Below are 16,856 nucleotides of genomic sequence, written 5' to 3'. Positions count from 1 at the left end.
AGTAGCGTTGCCAGCAAATTGCAACCTTATTCTTGAAGTTTCATACACATAAAACTTAAATAATATTCAAATGAAAAAAGATTTGCATCCATCAAGCTACAGATTTGTTGTATTTAAAGATATGTCTAACGACTATGCTTTCTTGACAAAATCATGTGTTGACACTAAAGAAACTATTAAATGGGAAGATGGAAATGAATATCCATTATACAAATTAGAGATTTCTCACACTTCACACCCTTTTTATACTGGTAAAATGAAGTTGGTAGATACAGCTGGTCGTATCGATAAATTCAAAACTCGTTACGCTAAGAAATAATTTTAGCTTTAAGCATAAAATAATTGAAAGTCCCGTGCAAATGCCTCGGGACTTTTTTTATTTTTGTAGCTTATGACAATCAATTTATTTGATGACAAGTCTTGGCTTTCGCTAAGGCCATTGACCTTTACAAGGCCGGTGGCAAATTTAAGGATAGGTATCTTAACTATTGCCGAAAAATGGGCAAAATACCTCAATTCCGATTTTGGTTACTTAACGCAACCTTATCTCAGTGCTAAATATCCTGCCCTCGATTCATCGCTTTACATTAACGGCTCGATTTGCCCAGATGAAGCGTTGCTGGAAGCCGTAACGGCGCTCAAAGATGGTGAGGTACTGGTTAAGGGCGAATTGATCATTGCCTATTCTTCATCGGTTTCGATGTTGGAAGTTCAGGTTTTATCGCAACTGAAGCCTATCGCTTTTAATGGAGATTTTATCCATATCGTTTACCCCGAGCAGCTATTTGGCCTCAATCCTATAGAAATAAGAAAAGATTTTGCCTTGCTCACCAAAGGAAGAACATCGGCACAGCTAGATGGAACAAATAGGGTTTTAGGCGATCATATCTTCGTGGAAGAAGGCGTAAAAGCGAGCTGCAGCATTTTCAATACTACTTACGGACCGATTTATTTAGGTAAAAATTCAGAGGTTTGGGAAAGCAGCGCCATTCGCGGTTCTTTTGCGCTGTGCGAGAATTCATCGGTAAAAATGGGTGCCAAAATTTATTCGGGTAGTACCATCGGCCCCAACTGTAGGGTAGGTGGCGAAATCAATAATGCGGTGATCTGGGGCAATTCGTCTAAAGGACACGAAGGTTACCTGGGCAACTCGGTAATGGGCGAATGGTGCAATATTGGTGCAGATAGCAATAACTCGAACCTCAAGAACAATTATGCCAATGTCAAGCTGTACGATTATGAAGCGCAAAAAATGCGGGATACCAACCTACAGTTTTGCGGATTGATTATGGCTGATCATGCAAAATGTGGCATCAATACCATGTTTAACACCGGTTCGGTAGTAGGAGTGAGTGCCAATGTTTTTGGCGCTGGTTTTCCGCCCAACCATATTCCAGATTTTAGCTGGGGTGGCGCGCAGGGCTTCGAAACCTACCGTTTAGAGAAAATGCTGGCTACTGCAGAGAAAGTACTGGCCAGGAAACAAGAGGCACTAAGCGAAACAGACCAAGCGATTTTGGCGCATATTTTTGAAATAACAGAACAATACAGAGGGTTTTAATCCAACAAAACAATAAAGAATTATGAGAAAGAAGATAGTTGCAGGCAACTGGAAAATGAATATGGATTACCAAGATGGGTTATCTCTATTCTCGGAAATCGTAAATATGGTGAGAGATGAAAGAAAAGGCAATCAGATTGCCGTGATCTGTTCTCCATTTATCCATTTGAACAGCTTGTCGCAATTAGCTGGCGGAATAGTTAAAATTGGCGCGCAAAACTGTCACCAAAACGAAAGTGGTGCATTTACAGGCGAGATTTCGGCTAAAATGTTGCAATCGGTAGGTTGCGAATATGTAATTATCGGCCATTCTGAACGTAGACAGTATTTTGCCGAATCGGATGCCTTGTTGGCTCAAAAAACCGATCTAGCCCTTAAAAATAACCTTACTCCAATCTTTTGTGTTGGCGAAACGCTTGATGAAAGAAACAACGGAAGCTATTACCATGTGCTAAAAACCCAATTGGAAAATGGTGTTTTTGGCTTAACCGCCGATGATTTTACTAAGGTTGTATTGGCTTACGAGCCTGTTTGGGCTATCGGTACAGGCTTAACGGCAACGCCAGAGCAGGCGCAGGATATCCATGCTTTTATCAGATCAGAAATCGAAGCCAAATACGGAAGCACTATTGCCGATAATACCACTATTTTATATGGTGGCAGCTGCAATGCAAAAAATGCGCCCGAATTGTTTGCGCAGCATGACATTGATGGGGGTTTGATTGGTGGAGCTTCCCTGAAATCGCGTGATTTTGTAGACATTATCAAAACCTTTAATTCGTAATGGATTATAAACAAGTGGCTTTTCAGTTTAGCCAAATTGAAGAATACCAAAAAGATTTGTTGGTAGCGGCTTTGGGCGAAATTGGTTTTGATACTTTTGAAGATACAGCGGAAGGCTTTGATGCCTTTATTCTGGCCAATCAGTTCAACGAAGCTCAACTGAACGAGGTTTTGGCAGGTTTTGGAGATGAACTTCAGTATACCTATCTGGTAAATGAAATCGAGACCCAGAACTGGAATGAGGAGTGGGAGAAGAACTTTAGTCCGCTGGTGATTACCGACAACTGCTATGTTCGCGCTACTTTCCACGAAGCACAGCCACAATATGAGTATGAAATTGTAATCGATCCGAAAATGGCCTTTGGTACTGGCCATCATCAAACTACGACCATGATGATGCAGTACATTTTGGAAGCAGCTGTTGCCGATCAGTTGGTGCTAGATATGGGAGCAGGAACAGGTATATTGGGTATTCTGGCAGCCAAAAGAGGCGCAAAGCAAATTGTAGCCATCGATAACGACGAGGTTTGTCACCGCAGTACGATCGAAAATGCCGAATTGAACGAGATCAGCAACCTCACTTCATTTTGTGGCAGCAAAGAAGCTATTCCAAACACTGAATTTGATGTCATATTGGCCAATATCAACCGTAATATTCTGCTTGATCAAATTGCTGATTACGCAAGGGTATTAAAAGAGAATGGACGTATTTTCTTTAGCGGCTTTTATGAAAACCCAGACCTGGAGATGATTAAGACGCATTGTGCCGATTTTAACCTGGTTTATATAGACCACAAAAAGCTTGGCGATTGGGTAGCCACTCAATTTGTGAAAAAATAGTTGTAAGGTTGAAATGTTTGAATATTCTAACGTTTCAACTTGCTAACTTTACAACATTCAACATTTAAATATGCGTATACATTTTATCGCTATAGGTGGCAGTGCCATGCATAATTTGGCCATTGCCCTACATAAAAAAGGATTTAAGGTTACTGGCTCTGACGATGTGATTTTCGAACCGTCGAGCAGCAGATTGGCCAATTGCGGACTTTTGCCTGCAGAGATGGGCTGGAATGAATCTGCGATTACTGCTGACCTGGACGCTGTTATTTTGGGCATGCATGCCAGGCTGGATAATCCGGAGCTGTTAAAAGCCCAGGAAATGGGCTTGAAGATCTATTCTTATCCAGAGTATATCTACGAACAATCGAAAGATAAGTTAAGGGTAGTAATAGGTGGCAGCCATGGCAAAACGACCATCACTTCGATGATTTTACATGTGCTTAATTATTACCATCGCGATTTTGATTATTTGGTTGGTGCGCAACTGGCTGGTTTTGATACGATGGTTAAAATAACCGATTCGGCGCCGGTTATCATTATCGAAGGCGACGAGTATTTGGCATCGCCGATAGACCGCAGGCCAAAGTTCCATTTGTACCATGCAAACATTGGTGTAATTAGTGGAATAGCATGGGATCATATCAACGTTTTTCCAACATTTGAGGAATATATTTCCCAGTTTAAAAAATTTATCGAAGCGATACAGCCGGGCGGAAAGTTGATTTATTGTAAAAGTGATATAGAATTAAGAAAAATTGTCGTTAACTCAAACGAAAGTATTGAGCAGGTTCCTTACGGTATTCCGCCACATGAAGTATTAGATGGAGTAACATATATATTGCCTCAACATACCGCTTTAAAGGTGTTTGGCGACCATAATTTGATGAATCTAAATGCTGCTAAATTGGTTTGCAAGGAATTGGGTATCGGTGATGATGATTTTAACCAGGCCATTGCATCTTTTACAGGTGCAGCCAAGCGTTTGGAATTGTTGAACAGTGTAGCACAAACGAACGTATACAAGGATTTTGCACATTCGCCATCTAAGTTAAAAGCCACGATTGATGCTGTTAAGGCACAATTCAAAGACAGAAAATTAGTTGCCTGTATTGAACTGCATACCTTTAGTAGCCTGAATAAAACTTTCTTGCAGCAATATAAGGATACGATGAAAGATGCTGACCAAGCGATTGTTTACATAGATGAAAAAACATTTAGTCAGAAGAAAATGGAACCTCTAAACGAAATAGATGTTCAAACATCTTTTGGTGATGAAAGGATTCTGTTTTTTAACCAGGCATCAAAGTTGGAAGCCTATTTGCGTTCCCTAAATTTTTCTAAAACTAACCTCCTATTGATGAGCTCCGGTAATTTTGGGGGCATGGATTTGATTAAATTGGCATTAGAGTTGAATGTATAGTTATACATAACTCTATTTACCTAAAGAAATCAAATGAACACAATCGGAAAAAACATCAGACAGCTCCGCCAAAAAAAAGGCTGGAGCCAGGGAGAAGTGGCCAAGCGGCTTGATATTTCTATCCCTGCATTTTCGAAAATCGAAACTGGCATTACAGACATCAATATTTCTAGGCTAGACCAAATCGCAAAGCTTTTTGAAGTTTCAACACTGGAAATCATTTCTTACGACGGAAAAGGCGTGCAGGCTATCAATCCGCTCGAAGTGGGCATGTTAAAAGAAAAGCTATCTCATAAGGAAGAGGAAATCACCAAGTTGCAGAAAAAGATCATCGATCTGTATGAAGAACTCAGAAATGTTTCGGCATCAAAGAGTTTTTCTCAAGGTTAAATGCCGCTTGCCAAATGCAGCTCCAGTAGCTTGATGTATGGCAATCATTTTCTCATTAAAATCGCCTACCCACGAAAGTTCTAGTTCCTTATATTGATTTTTTGGTATAACGTACTCTTTTAACTTGATAAAAAGCACGGATTCCAATCCGTGTTTTTGGTAGGCAGATTTGGTACCCATTACAATAGCGCGCATTCTGGTTACACCCACCCAGCGCCTGTAAGCAAATTTCAGCTTCTCTAATAGTCCCAATTTGCCGTCAAGACCTTTAATCATTTGGTTGGCATCTGGAATGATCACCACGAAAGAGGCCGGTTCGCCATTGAAGTAGGCAAACCAAATGAGCTTTTCGTCCATGATTACTTCCATTTGCTTAAAGCTTTCTTCGAGGGTTTCCTGTTTAATAGGTACGAAGTTTTCAAAATCGCTCCAACCATCATTATAGATTTCCATCAGGTCTTTGATGTATTTCTTGGCCTTGCTTTTTTCGAAATGCTCAAAAGTATAGCCTGGCTTGTTGGCTACCCAATTGGCAATTTTGGTAAACCTTTCTGGAAATGGAACCGTAAGGTTAATGTGGTTGGTAAGCTGTTCATAGGCCGTTTCGAAGCCATAGTCGCTAAAGAATTTTTGGTAATAGGGCAGGTGATAATTCATGCCATAAGAAGGTGGGGTAAAGCCTTCTACCAATAGCCCCCAGAACTGATCATTTTCGCCAAAGTTAATCGGACCTTCCATTACTTTCATGCCTTTGGAAAGCAACCAGTTTTTGGCGGTGTCAAATAATAGAAAGGCAGCTTCTTTTTTGTTGATGCATTCGAAAAAACCCATCCCGCCAGTTGGCAATTCGTATTGATGTGCTTTTTTCTCGTTAATGAAAGCTGCCACGCGGCCAATGGTTTGGCCCTGCTCGTTTACCAGGATCCATCTTGTACACTGGCCATGCTTAAAGAATGTGTTCTGCTCTTCGTCGAATATTTTTTCTATGTCTTGATCCAGCGGACGGATCCAATTTAAATCATCCTTATAGATGCTTGCTACAACATTTAAAAATTCTCTTTGCGTTCCTTTGTCCTTAACGGGTACAATCTTCATTTGCTAGGGGTAATGGATTTAAAATAAAAAGCACCCTAAAAGGATGCTTTTAAATATAAGATTTTAATCTAATTAATATCTGTCATCGTCGTCGTCATCGTCGTCAAAACTTTCGAAGGTGTCTAAATCATCCAACGGCATGTCAAAGTCGTCGTCATCTTCTTCGTCTCTGACATCGCGATCTTGGATATCATCGTCTTCTTCATCTTCATCTGATTCCTTTTTGCTAGACATCGGCTTGTTCATTGGGTTTTTCTGAATAGGTTTTTTTGGCGTTTTCATAACACAAAAAATATTAATTGTCGGAAAGTTTTAACGTTTACTCTAAATTACAAAAAATCTTTTTAAATAGAAAGAAACCTGTTTTTTAGAATTTTATTTACTTCAAAATTAATATAAAATCGTGCTTTCTGAAAGTTTTTTTGAATTTTTTCAGGGCTTGAAATGCAAGGAGTTAACTGCTGGTTTTCTGTTGCCGAAGAGATAGGAGATTGCTTATAAAGCAAAAAAGCGTCTCGATTTTTTCGGGACGCTTTTAACACACAAATGAAACCTGAATTGAGATATAGTTTTAGGTTAGGTTAAAAAATATCTTTTGTCAATCCTATAAGAACGCTTTTATAACAAACCCTTCTGGGTTGTTGAATATCTTATAACAAGTTTAATGCTATTCGGACAATGATTGGAGAATATTTAGTGAGTGGTATGAATAATTGAGTAAACGGTAAAATTTACTTCAAAGGAACCAAAATAGTAATAGAAGTGCCGCTTTCTCCATTCTGTTCTATATACAGTTGTATAGGTTTTGCTTCAATTTTGTTCAATAAATTGATCCTTTCCTTGGTGAGGGTCATGCCTTTGCTTTGGTGCGTGCCATTCTTCTGCTGCAAGGAGTTTTTAATGCCTACTCCATCATCTATTATCTTTATGCCCAAATAATCGTCATCCTGTTGGGTAATACTGATGGTTACTTCTCCACCTTCTTCCTTTGGCATAATGCCGTGCCAAATGGCATTCTCTATATAAGGCTGCAAAAGCATAGAAGGAATAAGTGTTTCTTCCTTATCAATTTGTTGGTCTAACTGGATGCTGTAAATGAGCTTATCTCCAAAGCGGTTTTTCTCCAAGCTGAGATAGAGGTTGAGGTATTCGATTTCTTCTTCTAAATTGATATAGCTCTTGGTACAGATTTCAAGGTTTTTTCTAATCAGTCTTGCAAAGCCGGTAAGCACCTTATTGGCCGATGAGGTATTTTTGGTATTGATGTAATGCTGAATGGAATTCATCACATTGAATACAAAGTGGGGGTTCATCATGGCTTGCAATGCCTGCTGTTCCAACATCAATATCTTGTTCTTCAGTAATAATTGTTCTTGTTCCTTGTTTTTCTGCCTTTTGGTAATGCTTACGGTTATGGCATATAAGAGATAGCCACCAATTGCCAGCATCAAAAGAAAGAACCACCAGGTTTGCCAAAAATGTTTTTCGAGCACAAAACTGATCTTCGCAGGCGCGCTCCAAGGACTGTCCTGGGTCTTCGCGCTTACCTCAAAGCAATAATTGCCCGGTTCGAGCGAAGAAAGCTCCAAGCGCCTGTTTTTGGTTTCAGACCAATTGGCATCAGGTTTTAGCCTATACCTGTATAATATCTTTCTATTTTTAAAATCGATGGCGCTGTAGTTAAAAGTAATGTTGCGCTCATCTGGCTTTAGCGTAAAACTGGGCGAGCTTAAATCGAGTACTTCTTTGTTATTGAGTGCCGAAGAAATATAAACTTTCGGGGCTTTGGTTTGTGCCGCCCTTTGGTTGTGGGCAAAATAGACCAAGCCATTATTGGTGGCGAAATAAGCGGTATCTGCATCAATATATAGGTCGTTTAAGTCATCAGACAGGAGATCGTTTGCATAATCGAAAGAGTTGATGCTAAACTTGTTTCCGGCAGTGGCAATGCGTGTAATGCCTGTATTGCTAATCGCCCATAAATAATTGTCTTTTACAAATAACCTATTGATGATGTTGTTGTTGAGGCCATCTTTTTGGGTAATGCGTTTAATGACCTTACCGTTTTGAAAAATGACGATTCCGTAGCCATCTGTTGCCATGGCCAAAGCGCCATTGGGCAATTCCTTAATATCGTTGATCCTTTTGGTCAACAGCGATGCTCGTTCATAATATTTATTGAGCACGCCTTGGTTGAATTCGGAAAGCCCGCTTACATTAGAAAACCATAGGTTTTGTGCCCTGTCATAAAATACGCGATAGGAGCGGTCTTTAAAATAGTCTTGTTCTTCCTTATAGTTTAAAGAAGAGAACTCGAGTTTGTGCTTGCGGTCGTTCACAATCACCACGCCAGATGATAAAGAGAGGGCCAGTTTGGCACCGGTGTCAATACTGAAATTCTTGACTACAAATACCGAATTATTGGTTTCCTTAAGGTAGCGGATAGCCTTTTGTTGCGGATAAGTTGAAGGAATAGTTCCCAAGCCATAATCGGAGGCAAAATAAGTGGTATGGTTCTTTTCATCAACCATTAATTGCTTAATGTTATTGTATTTTTTCTTATCGGGAATGCTCAATTGCTCAACGGTTTTCGATTTGAGGTTCATGATGTTGAGCTCGCCATTGTTCATGCCCAGCCAAAGCCTTCCTTTTTCATCTTTGGTTACGCTTTTTACCACTTCATTGCTTAAACCCTGGTCTTTGTTGATGATGTATAATCTTTCTCTTGAAGCGGGCAAGCGATAAACACCGTTTTTAGTGGTAAACCACATGTTATGGTTATGGTCTTTGATCACCTGATTTACATCGACATTCTTTAAAAGCTGCTTGGTCTTTCCATCGTAGTCTATAACGTAAACACCACTGTTATTGCTGAGCCACAGCTCATTGTCGTTGGCATAGATATAGCCCGGACTATTGTTCAGCAGTTCTGGGTCAACGCGCAGCACTGGCCTGCTCATGGCGCCAGATTTGATGTTTAAACCATCCTTATTTAAAAAGTAAACCAGTTTTTCTTTGGTTAACGAAAGCGTTTTATAAGATAAAGGCAGAAAATTGTCTTCTATCAATACAAAATTGTTCCTGATGTACAGAAAACTCGCTGTAGTACTGTAGGCCCAAATATTACCATGCAGGTCTTCGTAAATAAAAGCATTGGCATATTGTTTCTCCATATTGGGCGAGCTGTATTTGAAAAGCGATTCGCCATCCCATACGCCAATAATGTTTTTGTTGGTGCCAAACCAGATCCTGCCTTTGCTGTCTTCGAAAAAAGAAACAATTACCGCATTGAAATTGAGTTTTTTCAGTTGTTTATCATTATCTGGATTGTAGATCTTGCCATTATAAAAGTAGCTCAGCTGCCCGTTGAGCGAAAGGAACCAAATCCTTCCTTTTTTATCCTCCCTTAATTGGAGCACCTGGTTATCGGGCAGGCCATCATCAACAGAAAAATTCTCAAACATGGTACCGTCAAAGCGACTTACGCCAGCATCGGTAGCAATCCAGATGTAGCCTTTTTTATCTTGCAGGGTATAGTAGCAATTGTTGCTGGGCAGTCCGTTTTTGGTGGTGTAGTGGGGCAGATAGGCTGTTTGGGCAACAGCTTTTACATTGGCGAAAAGAAACAGGGCCAAGCCGGCAAAAAGCAAATGCAAATAGGTTCTAGCTCTCACTTTGGATGTTAGTATAGGCTTTAATGGCATCGAAAAAATCGCTTGCCCTTCTGCGTGATACGTTGATGGCTTCGCCGTTGGTCAATACTACCTGCAGGCCATTTTTAGAATTGTATTCTTTTACATATTTGAGGTTAACAATACTCGATTTATGGATACGCACGAAGCGTTCTTCGGGCAAAATTTCCTCATATTCCTTTAAAATTTTAGAAACTGCGATTTTTTCGAGGTTGTTAAGGTGAAAAACCGAGTAATTGCTATCCGCTTCGATGCGTATGATTTCGTCTATATCAACCAATCGATAACCTTGTCCGCTGGGCAATGTTATTTTTTTAATGGCAGAGCGCTCGCTCAGGTCGCTGGCCAGGTTTTTAAGGCTTTCGTTGCGGTTGTTTTCGGCCTTGTTCATTTTGATGTACTTGGTGGCTTTTTCTACAGCCTCCTTCAATTCGTCGATATCAATGGGCTTGAGCAAGTAATCGAGGGCATTTGCCTTGATGGCTTTAAGGGCATATTGATCGTAAGCTGTGGTAAAAATAACCGTAGCATTGGCATTTTGGGCCTGGGGGATAAGTTCGAAACCGTTTTCGCCGGGCATGGCAATGTCTAAAAAAATCAAGTCTACACTATATTGGCTCAGCAAGGCCCTGGCATCGTTTACCGACTTGGCAATACCCATAATATTTACATTTTCGCAGTTTTCCTGAAGCAGGAAATAAAGCGAGGAACGTGCAAACTCTTCATCATCAACTATTATCGCATTGAGCATAGGTCAGTTTTAATAGGGCTTAATTTATCAAAAATAGCAGGAAATAGGAAATATTATGCGGTTTAAAATCCAAGGGAGTTCAACTTGCGTATGTTAACTCAAGACCTAATTAATTGAACCTTAAACTTAAATTTCATTCTTATGGAAAATTTGAACGAACAAAATGTGTTGCAGGAGGAAAGCAATATTTTGGATGCCAAACTACAACGCCGTTCTTTTCTGCAATATGCAGGGGCAAGTGCGGCCGCTTTGGCGCTTGTAGCGGCAGGCTGTAAAAAAGACAGGGGATACCAACCCGTTGGCAGTGGCGTAACGCTGGATTTTAAAGATGATACCGGCGTATTGAATTATGCCTATGCCTTAGAACAGCTGGAAGCGGCGTTTTACATCCAGGTAGCTTCAAATCCGCCTTCTGGCTTTACTACTGCTCAAAAAAACTATTTCCAGGATGTACAGTTTCATGAAATTGCCCACCGCGAATTCTTTAAAAAAGCTTTAAGCGCTTCGGCAATTGGAAGCTTGGAAGTGAATTTCTCTTCCATCGATTTCACCAGCGCAAGCAGCGTATTGGGTGCAGCCAAAACATTTGAAGATTTAGGCGTTGCTGCTTATAATGGAGCTGGCGTGAGGTTAACCAATGCTGCTAATTTAGTAATTGCAGGCCAAATCGTTTCTGTGGAAGCACGTCATGCAGCTTGGGTAAGAGATCAGATTTCTAATGGAAGCTTTGCCGATTTGGCGAGCCTCAGTGCTTTTGGTGCTGTTAACGCCAATGGTTTAGATGGCGCATTAACTCCTGATAAAGTTTTGGCTTTGGCTAAACCGTTTATCAAAACAAACATCAACGTTATCAATCTTTAAAACCTAGAAATCATGAACATTGTAAACATATTAGAAGAAATTGAAAAAGTTGACGGCGAAATCTATGAGAGACTGAGCCCGAGAAGAGCAGCCATGAAGGATTTTTTCAACATGGGAAAGAAAATATCTTTAGCGGCCCTTCCATTAGCTTTAGGTTCGATGTTTCAAAAAGCATACGGACAAACTAATCCGAGTAGCGTAAACGACGTTTTAAACTTTGCGCTATCGTTAGAATATTTAGAATACCATTTTTACAACCATGCGGTAGCTGCTGCACCAGGCTTAATTCCTACAGGGGCACCGTTAACGGCTATCACCACCATTCGCGATCATGAGAAAGCGCATGTCGATTTGTTGGTTACCGCCTTGGGTGCAAATGCCAGAACACCATTGGCTTATACCGATTTTGATTTCACGGCTGGAGGTACATTTGGAGATGTATATACCAATTATTCTACTTTCTTAAAAGTAGCCACGGCTTTCGAAGATACAGGGGTGAGGGCTTATAAAGGACAGGCACCTATTTTAAAAGGCATGCCAGTTTTAACAACCGCATTGCAGATCCACTCTGTTGAAGCCCGTCATGCATCGCATTTGCGCCAAATGACAGCTGCAAATTTAGGCGTGGCCTTAAAGCCTTGGATTAGTTTGGGACCGAATGGAATCTCAAATGATACTGGTGTAACTGCTGCAGATGGAGTTTATGCGGGTGAAAACAATACGGTACAGGCTAATGTAGAAATTACCGGTATTGGTGGTTTTAGCGGAATTACCAAAGCCGCTGCCGCAGAATCATTTGATGAATTTTTAACAGGCGCAGCGGTAAAAAATATTGCCAACCTATTCATCATCCCAAGCAAAAGATTGACCTAGAATAATTGTTAAGTTTTTTATTGGTTTTAAGTTGAAGGGGAGAGGCTATCAGTCTTTCCCCTTTTCTATTAATAGGTGATGACCTGTTCTTCCAAATGAGCTGGCAGTTCGCGGTAATTGTATTTTTGTCCGCGGAGCTGAGGCTCAAAACCAGCTTCTCTAATGGCGCTCTGAATGCCATTTGCCGTAAAGCGATGGGGTGCACCGGCAGCCGATACCACGTTTTCCTCGATCATGATCGATCCAAAATCGTTGGCACCTGCATGAAGGCACAATTGTGCTACAGCCTTGCCTACGGTAAGCCAGCTGGCCTGTATATTTTTAACGTTTGGCAACATGATCCTGCTCAAGGCAATCATGCGCACATATTCGTCGCCGGTTACGTTGTTGCTAATTCCCCTTAAGCGTTTTAAGAGGGTGCCATCGTCTTGAAAAGGCCAAGGAATAAAGGCCAAGAAGCCATTGGCTTCAGCCGGTTTTTCGCTTTGTACTTCTCTAATCCATACCAAATGTTCAAAACGCTCTTCAATGGTTTCTACATGGCCAAACATCATGGTGGCCGAAGTAGTGATGTCAAGCTGGTGGGCGGCGCGCATCACATCCAGCCATTCCTGGCCCCCACATTTGCCTTTTGAAATCAGTCTTCTAACCCGGTCGTTTAGGATTTCTGCACCTGCACCAGGCAAAGAATCCATGCCGTTAGCTTTGAGTTCTTTTAGCACTTCGGTATGCGAAATACCTTCTAATTTGGCTACGTGCGCAATTTCTGGCGGACCTAAGGCATGCAGTTTCAGGTCTGGATAAAGTTCTTTGAGCTGCTTAAACAAATTGGCATAAAAGCTCAGGCCTAAATCGGGATGGTGCCCGCCTTGCAGCAAAAGCTGATCTCCGCCCAAGCGAAAAGTTTCTTCTATTTTAACCTTGTAGGTTTCGATATCGGTAATATAGCTTTCGTCGTGGCCCGGCCTGCGAAAGAAATTACAGAATTTACAGTTGGCAATACATACGTTCGTGGTGTTTACGTTACGGTCGATCTGCCAGGTAACCTTGCCACTTGGAACTTGTATCTTTCTCAATTCGTTGGCTACATAAGCCAGTTCGGCTGTAGTGGCATTATGGTATAAAAAAACGCCTTCTTCTTTGCTTAAGAAATCGAATTTTAGCGCCCGCTGTAATAAATCGGCAGTATTCATAACACAAAGATAATTAAAAGGGATGTAAGGTGGGTGTAAAATTAGTCCATAGTCTTTTAGTCGATGGTCCATAGTCGGGAAGTCTGAAGTCGATAGTCCATAGTTGATAGTCTATTGTCTGGGGGCTTAGCCAAACATCATTGCAAGCCTGCGAAGCAATCTCTTAGACGGCTTGTCATCCAGAACGCAGTGAAGGATCTATTTCTAGACAGATACTGGATCGGTATCAAGCATGACGAGTCCATGAACGAACCAATAAGCAGTTTTTAGTTTGCGATTAGCAATTTAACATTATACCAATGAACAAATGATAACAATGAACCGAATTTATCATAAAACAGACACATCTTCTTTTTTACCTTATCCATCTTGCCTTTTTCTCTATATTTACGCTCCTTAAAAAATAATATGGTAGATTTTAATCGTTTTACGCTGTCGAATGGCTTAAAAGTGTTGGTACATGAAGACGACACCACACCAATGGCAGTATTGAATATTTTATATGATGTAGGGGCAAGGGACGAAGAAGAGGGAAGAACAGGCTTTGCCCATTTATTTGAGCACCTCATGTTTGGGGGCTCGGTTAACATTCCAAGCTACGACGAGCCTTTGCAACGCGTAGGTGGCGAAAACAACGCTTTTACCAGCAACGACATTACAAACTATTACATCACCTTGCCTGCAGCTAACCTAGAAACAGCCTTTTGGCTTGAAAGCGATAGGATGCTGAGCTTGGCTTTTTCTGAAAAGAGCTTAGATACCCAACGCAATGTAGTGATGGAAGAATTTAAGCAACGATACCTTAACCAGCCTTATGGCGATGTTTGGCTTAAACTGAGACCGTTGGCCTATCAAAAACATCCCTATCAGTGGGCAACCATTGGCCAAGACCTGGCACAGATTGAAACTGCGCAAATGGCCGATGTAAAAGCCTTCTTTAAAAAACATTACAATCCCCAAAATGCCATTATGGTAGTTGGTGGCAATGTGAAAACCGAAGAAGTAAAAAAGCTGGCCGAAAAATGGTTCGAGCCTATTCCTGCCGGCGATAAATATGTAAGGAATTTACCTCAGGAGCCCGAGCAACTAGAAGCCAGAGCCTTAACGGTGAATGCCAATGTGCCTCTAAATGCCATTTATATCGCATTTAAAATGTCGGCAAGATTGGATTCGGATTATCAGGTTTATGATTTGCTGTCTGATATCCTTTCTCAGGGCCAATCTTCGCGTTTGTACAATAGCCTCCTTAAAGAGCAAAAGCTGTTCAGCGAGATCAATGCCTACATTACCAGTAGCCTAGATGAAGGCTTGTTTGTGGTTGAAGGTAAACTGGTTGCCGGTGTAGCCATGGAAGATGCAGAAAAAGCCATTTGGAAAGAACTGGAAAAAATAAGCCAGGAACAGGTGAGCGAAGAAGAGCTGACCAAGGTAAAGAACAAATCCGAATCGATTATGGTATTTGCCGAAATGAACTTATTGGATAAAGCCATGAATTTGGCTTATTACGAACTTTTAGGCGATGCAGCTAAGCTGAGTACCGAAATAGACAAGTATTTGGTGATTACTGCCGAACAGCTTCAACACGTAGCTGCCCAAACTTTTGTTAAAGAAAAATCGTCTACCTTATATTATTTAGCCAATGCTTAACCGTACCACAGCGCCTGATTTTAAGCAGGTTACCGCTATTCATTTTATTGATCCTAAAACACAGCAGCTGGATAACGGCATTAAAGTATTTACCATTAATGCGGGCAAACAGGAATTGGTTAGGATCGAATTCATCTTCGAAAACGTAAACTGGGACCAGAGCAAGCCATTGCAGGCTGTAGCGGTAAACGGTTTGATCAATAATGGAACCAAAACATTGTCGGCTAAAGAAATTGCCGAAAAGGTAGATTATTATGGTGCTTTTTTACAGACTGAATATGCTGCAGATCAAACCACGATCACGCTGTATAGCTTAAACAAGCATTTAAAAGCCGTTTTGCCCATTGTTTGGTCAATCATTAACGAAAGCATTTTTCCAAAGCACGAGCTTGATATTTACATCCAAAACCAAAAGCAGCGCCTACAGGTTAATTTGCAGAAGAATGATTTCTTGGCAAGAAAGACCTTTGCCAATGCTATTTTTGGACAAACTCCTTATGGCGTTGATATTACGCTCGAAGATTATGACGCCTTAACGCAAGCTGAATTACTCAGCTATTTTAAAGTGGCCTACCAGCCCTATAATTGTACGATTGTGGCCGCTGGTAAATTTGAAGACCATGAATTTGCCTTATTGAACCAGGTTTTCGGTGGGACATGGGAAAACCAAGGATCTTCTATTGTAAATGATTTTAGCTTTGATGCGGTAAATGGTCAAGAAGTTTATGTAGAGAAGGCAGATGCTTTACAATCCGCTATTCGTATGGGTAATTTGAGCATTACGCGTAAGCACAAGGATTTTCCAGGCCTGCAATTGCTTAACTGTGTATTGGGTGGTTATTTCGGCTCGCGTTTAATGACTAACATCCGCGAAGACAAAGGCTATACCTATGGCATCGGATCTGGAATTGCTTCGCTAAGACATGCGGGCTATTTCTTTATTGCCACGGAGGTGGGAACAGAAGTTTGTGCAAGCGCGCTAAATGAAATAGAAAAAGAAATCAACCTGTTAAAAACCGAACTGATTAGCGAAGAAGAGTTAGGCTTGGTGCGCAACTACATGTTGGGTTCTATGCTGGGCAGTTTAGAAAATGCTTTTTCGCATGCCGATAAGTTTAAGAATATTTATTTCTCTGGCCTGGGCTACGATTATTACGATAGGTATATCCAGACCATAAAAACAATGGGTGCCGAAGAACTAAAAGACATTGCGAATGTTTATTTAGACTGGAACGCCATGATCCGAGTGGTAGTGGGCAAGAAATAATCTATTGTTAGCTTAAAGTTTTTATGAATATCATCTCTCAAGAAGACCCAAAATATACCTATAAAATCAATCCCGACCTTGCTGCAATAGATTGGGATTACGTGATCTCGCTGTTTTATAAAATAGAGTGGAAGCACCGCAAAGCAGCAGAAATAGCGGCCGCTTTTAAAAACAGTACCACTACGCTTTTTGTATTCGATGAAGATAAAATCATCGCTTTTGGCAGGGTGGTAGGCGACGGCAGGTATTATGCAATGCTGGCCGATATTGTAGTTGATCCCGATTACCAAAAACAGGGTCTGGGCAAATACCTAGTGACAACGCTCAACAACCAGTTAGAGAACTACCACTTTGTGAATTTAAGCGCCGCGCCTGGTGCCGATGATTTTTATAAAAGCATGGGCTGGAAAAAACAGACAACAGCTTTCATTTGGCCACAAGGTCCCAAACAGTTGAGGCAACATTGCGAGGCCGAATAGT

The 16,856-nt window shown here is 41.0% G+C and carries 16 protein-coding genes; 11 read left to right on the top strand and 5 right to left on the bottom strand.

Going from position 1 to position 16,856, the window contains the following annotated elements:
* Window positions 1-70 precede the first annotated feature (70 nt).
* From AC570H_RS08920 to AC570H_RS08895, 6 genes are all read left to right on the top strand, one after another.
* Window positions 71-319 (top strand): type B 50S ribosomal protein L31, encoded by a 249-nt coding sequence (locus AC570H_RS08920; protein ID WP_015807394.1) that lies wholly within the window; start codon window positions 71-73, stop codon window positions 317-319.
* Between the two features lie 72 nt (window positions 320-391).
* A complete protein-coding gene (locus AC570H_RS08915; protein ID WP_497353833.1) occupies window positions 392-1,561 on the top strand; it encodes a GlmU family protein in 1,170 nt (389 codons plus the stop codon).
* A 22-nt stretch (window positions 1,562-1,583) separates the two neighbouring features.
* Window positions 1,584-2,345: a triose-phosphate isomerase gene (tpiA, locus tag AC570H_RS08910; protein WP_497353831.1), complete on the top strand. Its 762-nt coding sequence runs from the start codon at window positions 1,584-1,586 to the stop codon at window positions 2,343-2,345.
* A complete protein-coding gene (gene prmA / locus AC570H_RS08905; RefSeq protein ID WP_497353829.1) occupies window positions 2,345-3,184 on the top strand; it encodes a 50S ribosomal protein L11 methyltransferase in 840 nt (279 codons plus the stop codon). Before tpiA ends, prmA begins: the two co-directional genes overlap by 1 nt.
* A 70-nt stretch (window positions 3,185-3,254) precedes the next feature.
* Entirely contained in the window at window positions 3,255-4,607 is a 1,353-nt protein-coding gene (locus tag AC570H_RS08900) for a UDP-N-acetylmuramate--L-alanine ligase (RefSeq protein ID WP_497353827.1), read from the top strand.
* A gap of 33 nt (window positions 4,608-4,640) precedes the next feature.
* A complete protein-coding gene (locus AC570H_RS08895) occupies window positions 4,641-4,997 on the top strand; it encodes a helix-turn-helix domain-containing protein (RefSeq protein ID WP_497353825.1) in 357 nt (118 codons plus the stop codon).
* On the opposite strand, the gene AC570H_RS08890 is transcribed toward AC570H_RS08895, so the two are convergent.
* The 4 genes from AC570H_RS08890 to AC570H_RS08875 all read right to left on the bottom strand — a co-directional run bounded on the left by AC570H_RS08890 (window position 4,974) and on the right by AC570H_RS08875 (window position 10,535).
* Complete coding sequence (locus AC570H_RS08890; RefSeq protein ID WP_497353823.1) at window positions 4,974-6,092, bottom strand: GNAT family N-acetyltransferase; 1,119 nt, start codon at window positions 6,090-6,092, stop codon at window positions 4,974-4,976. The genes AC570H_RS08895 and AC570H_RS08890 overlap by 24 nt on opposite strands.
* Window positions 6,093-6,164: 72 nt before the next feature.
* Complete coding sequence (locus AC570H_RS08885) at window positions 6,165-6,374, bottom strand: hypothetical protein (protein WP_497354918.1); 210 nt, start codon at window positions 6,372-6,374, stop codon at window positions 6,165-6,167.
* 449 nt (window positions 6,375-6,823) lie between these two features.
* Window positions 6,824-9,766, bottom strand: coding sequence for a sensor histidine kinase (locus AC570H_RS08880; RefSeq protein ID WP_497353821.1), 2,943 nt, complete (start codon window positions 9,764-9,766; stop codon window positions 6,824-6,826).
* Window positions 9,756-10,535: a LytR/AlgR family response regulator transcription factor gene (locus AC570H_RS08875; RefSeq protein ID WP_497353819.1), complete on the bottom strand. Its 780-nt coding sequence runs from the start codon at window positions 10,533-10,535 to the stop codon at window positions 9,756-9,758. The genes AC570H_RS08880 and AC570H_RS08875 overlap by 11 nt, the downstream gene beginning before the upstream one ends.
* 141 nt (window positions 10,536-10,676) lie before the next feature.
* Between AC570H_RS08875 and AC570H_RS08870 the strand changes: the two genes are divergently transcribed.
* Both AC570H_RS08870 and AC570H_RS08865 read left to right on the top strand, forming a co-directional pair.
* Complete coding sequence (locus AC570H_RS08870) at window positions 10,677-11,396, top strand: ferritin-like domain-containing protein (protein ID WP_497353817.1); 720 nt, start codon at window positions 10,677-10,679, stop codon at window positions 11,394-11,396.
* A 12-nt stretch (window positions 11,397-11,408) separates the two neighbouring features.
* On the top strand, window positions 11,409-12,269 hold the full coding sequence (locus tag AC570H_RS08865; RefSeq protein ID WP_497353815.1) for a ferritin-like domain-containing protein: 861 nt from the start codon (window positions 11,409-11,411) through the stop codon (window positions 12,267-12,269).
* A 68-nt stretch (window positions 12,270-12,337) separates the two neighbouring features.
* Here AC570H_RS08865 and AC570H_RS08860 read toward each other — a convergent pair whose 3' ends face one another.
* A complete protein-coding gene (locus AC570H_RS08860) occupies window positions 12,338-13,462 on the bottom strand; it encodes a CofH family radical SAM protein (protein ID WP_497353813.1) in 1,125 nt (374 codons plus the stop codon).
* A gap of 408 nt (window positions 13,463-13,870) precedes the next feature.
* Here AC570H_RS08860 and AC570H_RS08855 point away from each other — a divergent pair, with 408 nt between their 5' ends.
* The 3 genes from AC570H_RS08855 to AC570H_RS08845 are packed head-to-tail and all read left to right on the top strand — an operon-like array spanning window position 13,871 to window position 16,855.
* On the top strand, window positions 13,871-15,109 hold the full coding sequence (locus AC570H_RS08855; protein ID WP_497353811.1) for a M16 family metallopeptidase: 1,239 nt from the start codon (window positions 13,871-13,873) through the stop codon (window positions 15,107-15,109).
* On the top strand, window positions 15,102-16,376 hold the full coding sequence (locus AC570H_RS08850; RefSeq protein WP_497353809.1) for a M16 family metallopeptidase: 1,275 nt from the start codon (window positions 15,102-15,104) through the stop codon (window positions 16,374-16,376). Before AC570H_RS08855 ends, AC570H_RS08850 begins: the two co-directional genes overlap by 8 nt.
* A gap of 23 nt (window positions 16,377-16,399) precedes the next feature.
* The gene (locus AC570H_RS08845) at window positions 16,400-16,855 is read left to right on the top strand and encodes a GNAT family N-acetyltransferase (protein WP_497353807.1); all 456 of its coding nucleotides are present in this window, start codon (window positions 16,400-16,402) and stop codon (window positions 16,853-16,855) included.
* Window position 16,856 lies beyond the last annotated feature (1 nt).

Source organism: Pedobacter sp. B4419, from assembly GCF_059693725.1.
Note: the sequence above shows the minus strand (reverse complement) of the source record. Positions and strands in the feature narration are given on the sequence as shown.